General features: G+C 54.3%; 9 protein-coding genes and 4 tRNA genes. All 13 read right to left on the reverse strand.

Translation table 11 applies throughout. The features are described from left to right. Positions 1–160: 160 nt before the first annotated feature. The 13 genes from rplL to birA all read right to left on the reverse strand — a co-directional run bounded on the left by rplL (position 161) and on the right by birA (position 6,303). Positions 161–526, reverse strand: a complete 366-nt coding sequence (gene rplL, locus E1K68_RS24880; protein WP_003176432.1) for a 50S ribosomal protein L7/L12 — start codon at positions 524–526, stop codon at positions 161–163. 78 nt (positions 527–604) lie between these two features. Further along, positions 605–1,105, reverse strand: a complete 501-nt coding sequence (rplJ, locus tag E1K68_RS24885; protein ID WP_003176433.1) for a 50S ribosomal protein L10 — start codon at positions 1,103–1,105, stop codon at positions 605–607. 199 nt (positions 1,106–1,304) lie between these two features. Continuing rightward, entirely contained in the window at positions 1,305–2,000 is a 696-nt protein-coding gene (gene rplA, locus E1K68_RS24890) for a 50S ribosomal protein L1 (protein WP_003176434.1), read from the reverse strand. Further along, complete coding sequence (gene rplK, locus E1K68_RS24895) at positions 2,000–2,431, reverse strand: 50S ribosomal protein L11 (protein WP_003176435.1); 432 nt, start codon at positions 2,429–2,431, stop codon at positions 2,000–2,002. The genes rplA and rplK overlap by 1 nt, the downstream gene beginning before the upstream one ends. 116 nt (positions 2,432–2,547) lie before the next feature. Then, the gene (gene nusG, locus E1K68_RS24900; RefSeq protein WP_003176436.1) at positions 2,548–3,081 is read right to left on the reverse strand and encodes a transcription termination/antitermination protein NusG; all 534 of its coding nucleotides are present in this window, start codon (positions 3,079–3,081) and stop codon (positions 2,548–2,550) included. A gap of 9 nt (positions 3,082–3,090) precedes the next feature. Beyond that, positions 3,091–3,459, reverse strand: coding sequence for a preprotein translocase subunit SecE (secE, locus tag E1K68_RS24905; protein WP_003194658.1), 369 nt, complete (start codon positions 3,457–3,459; stop codon positions 3,091–3,093). Between the two features lie 45 nt (positions 3,460–3,504). Next, positions 3,505–3,580: transfer RNA gene (locus tag E1K68_RS24910), tRNA-Trp, on the reverse strand. A 143-nt stretch (positions 3,581–3,723) separates the two neighbouring features. After that, positions 3,724–3,799 (reverse strand) — tRNA-Thr (locus tag E1K68_RS24915). A gap of 26 nt (positions 3,800–3,825) precedes the next feature. Further along, a tRNA-Gly gene (locus E1K68_RS24920) sits at positions 3,826–3,899 on the reverse strand. Between the two features lie 24 nt (positions 3,900–3,923). After that, positions 3,924–4,008: transfer RNA gene (locus E1K68_RS24925), tRNA-Tyr, on the reverse strand. A gap of 142 nt (positions 4,009–4,150) precedes the next feature. After that, positions 4,151–4,597 (reverse strand): hypothetical protein, encoded by a 447-nt coding sequence (locus E1K68_RS24930; protein ID WP_003194660.1) that lies wholly within the window; start codon positions 4,595–4,597, stop codon positions 4,151–4,153. 7 nt (positions 4,598–4,604) lie between these two features. Next, complete coding sequence (locus tag E1K68_RS24935) at positions 4,605–5,354, reverse strand: pantothenate kinase (RefSeq protein ID WP_034133880.1); 750 nt, start codon at positions 5,352–5,354, stop codon at positions 4,605–4,607. Beyond that, the gene (gene birA, locus E1K68_RS24940) at positions 5,344–6,303 is read right to left on the reverse strand and encodes a bifunctional biotin--[acetyl-CoA-carboxylase] ligase/biotin operon repressor BirA (protein ID WP_094774271.1); all 960 of its coding nucleotides are present in this window, start codon (positions 6,301–6,303) and stop codon (positions 5,344–5,346) included. Before birA ends, E1K68_RS24935 begins: the two co-directional genes overlap by 11 nt. Positions 6,304–6,444: the final 141 nt, after the last annotated feature.

Raw genomic sequence — 6,444 nt, forward strand, 5'->3', positions numbered from 1 at the left:
ATCTTGCAAACCCCATGGTTTGCACCACCGCTTCGGGTGGCTACAGCGCGTTAATGGCGGCGACCGAGTCGACAGCCAAGAACGGAAAAAGGCCGGTGGCAAGAGCCACCAGCCATCAGCCTTCAGCTTAACGCTTGGGCTGGAGACGCAAGGTCGATGCTTACTTCAGCTCGACTTTAGCGCCTGCTTCTTCCAGAGTAGCTTTGGCTTTGTCAGCGGCGTCTTTCGACACAGCTTCCAGAACCTGGGCAGGAGCGCCGTCAACTACAGCCTTGGCTTCTTTCAGGCCCAGACCGGTCAGTTCACGTACTGCCTTGATCACGTTTACTTTCTTCTCGCCAGCTTCCAGCAGCATGACGTTGAATTCGGTTTGCTCTTCAGCAGCGACAGCAGCAACAGCTGGGCCAGCGGAAGCAGCGGCAGCGGAAACGCCGAATTTTTCTTCGAAAGCTTTGATCAGCTCAACAACCTGCAGAACCGACATTTCAGCTACGGCGTTGAGGATATCGTCTTGGGAGATAGACATTGCTGTATTTCCTGAATTGGGGGACGGCCTACGCGGCCATCGAAATAAACAAAAATACGCGAGAGAATTTGCTCAGCCTTAGGCTGCGGCAGCTTCTTTTTGCTCGCGAACTGCAGCCAGAGTACGAGCCAGCTTGCTGGTAGCGCCTTGAATCACGCTCATCAGCTGCGAAATAGCTTCGTTACGGGTCGGCAGTGTTGCCAGTACGTCGATTTGGTTAGCTGCGAGGAACTTGCCCTCGAACGCAGCTGCCTTGATCTCGAACTTATCCTGACTCTTGGCGAATTCTTTGAACAAACGGGCAGCAGCGCCTGGATGATCTTTAGAGAACGCGATCAGAGTCGGGCCGGTGAACACGTCGTTGAGAACACTGTATTCAGTGTCAGCAACGGCGCGCTTGAGCAGGGTGTTACGTACAACACGTACGTATACGCCAGCTTCACGAGCCTCTTTACGGAGTCCGGTCATAGCGCCTACTGTCACACCACGGGCATCAGCCACGACAGCGGACAGAGCAGCTTTGGCAGCCTCGTTGACTTCAGCGACGATGGCCTTCTTGTCTTCGAGATTAATTGCCACGGGTTTAACTCCTGCTTGTTACCGTTTCATCTGGCCTAGGCCTGATGTCGTTTTGGTGTCTGATTCGGTAAGGAACCGGGAGCACCATCTGCGTAGGCTTGTTGGTTTAAGACTTGCGTCGCCTACGGTCTTGGATAGCCCCCGCCAGGCAGGGACCCCAATCTTTCAATTGGCGCAATTACTTGCGCCAATTTATGTCTTATACGTCCAGCGAGCCTTGGTCGATGACCAGACCTGGGCCCATAGTGGTGCTCAGGGTAACGCGCTTGACGTAGATACCTTTCGAGGAAGCAGGCTTGATACGCTTCAGATCAGCGATCAGGGCTTCAACGTTTTCCTTCAGCTTGACGGCATCGAAGCCGACTTTGCCAACGGAGGTGTGAATGATGCCGTTTTTGTCGGTGCGATAACGAACCTGACCAGCCTTGGCGTTTTTAACCGCGGTAGCTACGTCTGGCGTTACGGTGCCGACTTTAGGGTTAGGCATCAGACCACGTGGACCGAGGATCTGACCCAACTGACCTACAACGCGCATTGCATCCGGGGAAGCAATTACGACGTCATAGTTCAGGTCGCCGCCTTTCATTTCGGCAGCCAGGTCGTCCATGCCAACGCGATCAGCACCAGCGGCCAGAGCAGCTTCAGCAGCTGGGCCTTGGGTGAAGACAGCAACACGTACAGTCTTGCCAGTGCCGTGTGGCAGCACAGTAGCGCTACGAACGACCTGGTCGGATTTACGTGGGTCAACACCCAGGTTTACAGCAACGTCAACAGACTCGCTGAACTTGACAGTCGACAGCTCGGTCAGCAGGGCAGCAGCGTCTACGAAGTTGTAGGACTTGCCTGCTTCGATTTTGCCGGCGATAGCCTTTTGGCGCTTGGTCAGCTTAGCCATTACACACCCTCCACGTTAAGGCCCATGCTACGAGCAGAACCGGCGATGGTACGCACGGCTGCATCCATATCAGCTGCAGTCAGATCCGCGTTTTTGGTTTTCGCGATTTCTTCCAGCTGAGCACGGGTTACAGTGCCAACCTTAACAGTGTTAGGACGAGCGGAACCGCTAGTCAGACCGGCAGCTTTCTTCAGCAAAACCGAAGCCGGGGTCGACTTGGTTTCGAAGGTGAAGCTACGGTCGCTGTATACAGTGATGATCACTGGAGTCGGCAGACCTGGCTCAAGACCCTGAGTACGGGCGTTGAAGGCCTTGCAGAATTCCATGATGTTCACGCCGTGCTGACCCAGAGCTGGACCGACGGGTGGGCTAGGGTTGGCCTGAGCGGCCTTCACTTGCAGCTTGATGTAAGCGGTAATCTTCTTGGCCATGAGGCACTCCAATTACGGGTTCAAACGCCTCGAAAGGCTCCCCGGTTACTTGCGCGTTTATCCCAGTGACGACAAAACCCCACAGCCGAGGCTGCGGGGTTGGGATGCTTGCCCAGCTAGACCTTCTCGACCTGACTGAACTCCAACTCTACCGGAGTAGAGCGACCGAAAATGAGCACCGCCACTTGGATCCGGCTCTTTTCGTAGTTAACTTCTTCGACCGTACCGTTGAAATCAGCGAACGGACCGTCTGTAACGCGAACAACCTCACCCGGCTCGAACAACGTCTTCGGCTTGGGCTTGTCGCTACCGTCAGCAACACGACGCAGAATTGCTTCCGCCTCTTTGTCGGTGATCGGAGCAGGCTTATCGGCAGTACCGCCAATGAAGCCCATGACGCGAGGGGTATCCTTGACCAAGTGCCAAGTACCTTCGTTCATGTCCATCTGTACCAGCACGTAGCCAGGGAAGAACTTGCGTTCGCTTTTGCGCTTCTGCCCATTCCGCATTTCAACCACTTCTTCAGTGGGAACCAGAATTTCGCCGAAGCCATCTTCCATGCCTGCCAGCTTTACGCGCTCCAGCAAAGAGCGCATAACATGCTTCTCGTAACCCGAGTAAGCATGCACAACGTACCAACGCTTAGCCACGGGACACCCTTAGCCAACAATCAAGGAAACAAGCCAGCCGAGCAGGGAATCAAGCCCCCACAACAGCAACGCCATAACCAGAACAACAGCCACGACAATCAATGTGGTCTGCGTGGTTTCTTGGCGAGTCGGCCAAACGACTTTACGGATTTCGGTGCGTGCTTCCTTAACCAGTACCGCGAAGGACTTGCCTTTGGCAGTCTGCAGGCCTACAAAGGCAGCTACAGCAGCAAGGGCAAGCAAAGCGAGTACACGGTACAGGATCGGCGAAGCAGAATAGTACTGATTGCCAACAACGCCTACGACCACCAAGGCGACTACAGCGAGCCACTTTACCAGATCGAAACGAGAGCTTTGAGCTTCAGCCTTAGGAGTCATCTATGAAGATCCTGTGAAAAGAAAGCCAGACACACCACGTGAATCTGGCAGGTCAGGAGGGAATCGAACCCCCAACCTACGGTTTTGGAGACCGTCGCTCTGCCAATTGAGCTACTGACCTAAAACAAAATCAGGCCGACCATTATGCAGGCCTGAAAAAGACTTTACAACAACCAACCCCACAAGACCTGAAACATCGAACAACATTCAAGCCGAGGCAGCTGTTAAAACAAAGGCAGATATTTTCATATCTGCCTTGTTATATGGAGCTCTTGAGCGGATTTGAACCGCTGACCTCACCCTTACCAAGGGTGTGCTCTACCAACTGAGCTACAAGAGCGAAACACCTTGCACAACCTGCAAACTTGGAGCGGGTAGCGGGAATCGAACCCGCATCATCAGCTTGGAAGGCTGAGGTTCTACCACTAAACTATACCCGCGGAGCTTGCAGCTCACGCTAAAAATGGTGGAGGGGGAAGGATTCGAACCTTCGAAGTCGTAGACGTCAGATTTACAGTCTGATCCCTTTGGCCGCTCGGGAACCCCTCCTAAGCGAGCCGGCATTTTACATCACGCCGACCTTCTGTCAAGCATTTTCTCATTTAAATTATGAGGTTAGCTGCATTGACGGTAGCTTTGCACTGTAGCCCTTAAAGGTCTTCACTGCGAAGCGGGCGCCATTCTATGCAAACTATTCGAGAGTTGCAATGCCTTCGCACAGCATTATTTTATGTTTTAACTCATTGAATTCATTAGCAAGGCTTTCAAAGGGCAGATCGTCAGCCAGGCGACGGCTCTCAGGGGCTACGCGCAACCAATAACCCGAGGCGTCCGGTGCGTTCAGCAACTGGACCTTGACCTTGATATCCAGGCTCGTAAGCCTCTGCTCGAGAGAGGAGGCTTGGCGTCGATCCGAGAAACCACCGATGTATAAGCAGGTATTTTGCGCCTCGGCCGGCCTCGCCCGATCGCGCCGAGCCACAGTGTCTGCCGACTCACTCAAGAGGCGAATGTCTTGCTGCGTTCCCCGATGGAGACTCAAGGGCGTGACATCCTTGGCCCGCAATGGCGCCTCTTGCTGATGCCAGACGTAATAAAAAACATTGAGAACCAGTAAAAGTAAAAACAGCCAGCGCATAATCACCTCAAGACAAAGGACACGCCATCGCCAAACCAACAAACACCAGGTCCGGGACCAACCGAGCCTGAGGCGCAGCATCCCTGACCAGGTCGGCATCGCCTCCAGTGAGGAAGACCGTGAAATCCTCCCCCCAATAGCCTCGCGCCAACTCGAGCTGGGTCAGCACGAACCCTCTAAGCATGAGCGTACAACCACGCTCGACAGCCTCTACGGTTGTTCGACCAGGAGAGAGACGCTCCAGCGCCCGCTCAGCGGCCGCGTCGTCATAGCGTATCTTGCGGGTATGGGTTCGCAGTTGATTACGCATAAGCGGCATACCCGGGCAAATAAACCCACCCAGGTGGCCACCGTCCGGACCAATAAAATCTGCTGTCGCCGCTGTACCAAAGTCGAGTACCAAGCATGCACCTGACGCCAACTTGAACGCGCCTAGCATTGCCAGCCATCGATCCATCCCCAGGCGCTGGAAGTCGTCGTAGCCATTGCGCACTCCGCCCATTTCTTGAGCAGAGGCGGCGCAGGAAACAGCAACGCCAAATGCCGCTACCAAGGCAGCTATCAGCTTATCGGTCTCCTCAAGCGCGCGAACACTCACCAACCGACAACGCGTGAGCAATAGACCAGGCAAAGCCACCAAACTCTCGATCAGCGCGATATCCGAACCTGCGATGCCTTCCGCGCGAACAGTTGCCTCACTCAACTCAAGAACACGCCATTTGATAAAGCTATTTCCACAGTCGAGCTCAAGAATCATCACGCAACCTCAGGCTTAACTCACCACCGCTGTATATTTTCTCAACGCCACCGACATCCAAACGCAAGGCGCCCTGACGATCCACACCCAGCACAACCCCATCAATCTGATTGACGCCCGCGATAAGCGACACGGACTTCCCCTGCCAGGCGTGATGCTGCTCCCATTCGTCTTGCAACCCTGCAAAACCCGCAGCCTTGTGTTGATCTAGGTAGGCTTGTAGTTGCAAACCCAGACGCGCCACCAGGTGATTACGATCCACAGGAGAGCCAGCCTCGAGCTGCATCGAAGTCCATTGCTGATCAACCTCTACAGCCTTCTGCATATTCACATTGATACCTATACCTAGCACAACGTGACAGATATCTGCGGGATCTCCCACCAACTCCAGCAAGATGCCTGAGATTTTCTTTTGCCCAACCAGGACGTCGTTTGGCCACTTCAAAGCTGCGCCCCGCACACCCGACTCACGCAGAGCCTGCAGGACTGCCAGCCCCACCACCAGACTCAGCCCTTCCAGTTGCCGCAGACCGCCCTCAATACGCAATACAAGGCTGTAGTAAACGTTTTGCGCAAATGGGCTGACCCATTTGCGGCCTCGTCGCCCCCTACCAGCCGTCTGCTGCTCCGCCAGCACAACAAAAGGAGCCGCACTGCCCGCACCGATAAGACGTAAAGCCTCAGCATTAGTGGAATCAATGGAGTCGAAAATGTGAACGGGCCAAGCCAAGGAAGCCGCGCCCAGAGAAATCTCCTGCGCATTCAAAAACACCAATGGCGCAGCCAATCTATATCCGCGGCCCCGCACCTTATGAATGGGGAGATTCAATTCTGCCTCAAGATGCTGAAGCTGCTTCCACACGGCACTGCGACTAACGCCCAAGGCAGCGCCAAGCGCTTCTCCAGAATGGAACTGACCATCTTTCAGAAGTTTCAACAACGTCAGCATGCACATATCGCCTCAGAATGAGGCACGCATGATAGCCATGCGCAGGGTCATTGCATAGAAAGGCTGGATATCAGTCTGGATCGAGATTTTCGAGCGCCCAAAACAAAACCCCAACTGCTTTCGCAATTGGGGTTTCGGAAT

It is taken from the genome of Pseudomonas sp. B2021, from assembly GCF_018135665.1.
Classification (GTDB): Bacteria; Pseudomonadota; Gammaproteobacteria; order Pseudomonadales; family Pseudomonadaceae; genus Aquipseudomonas; species Aquipseudomonas lactis.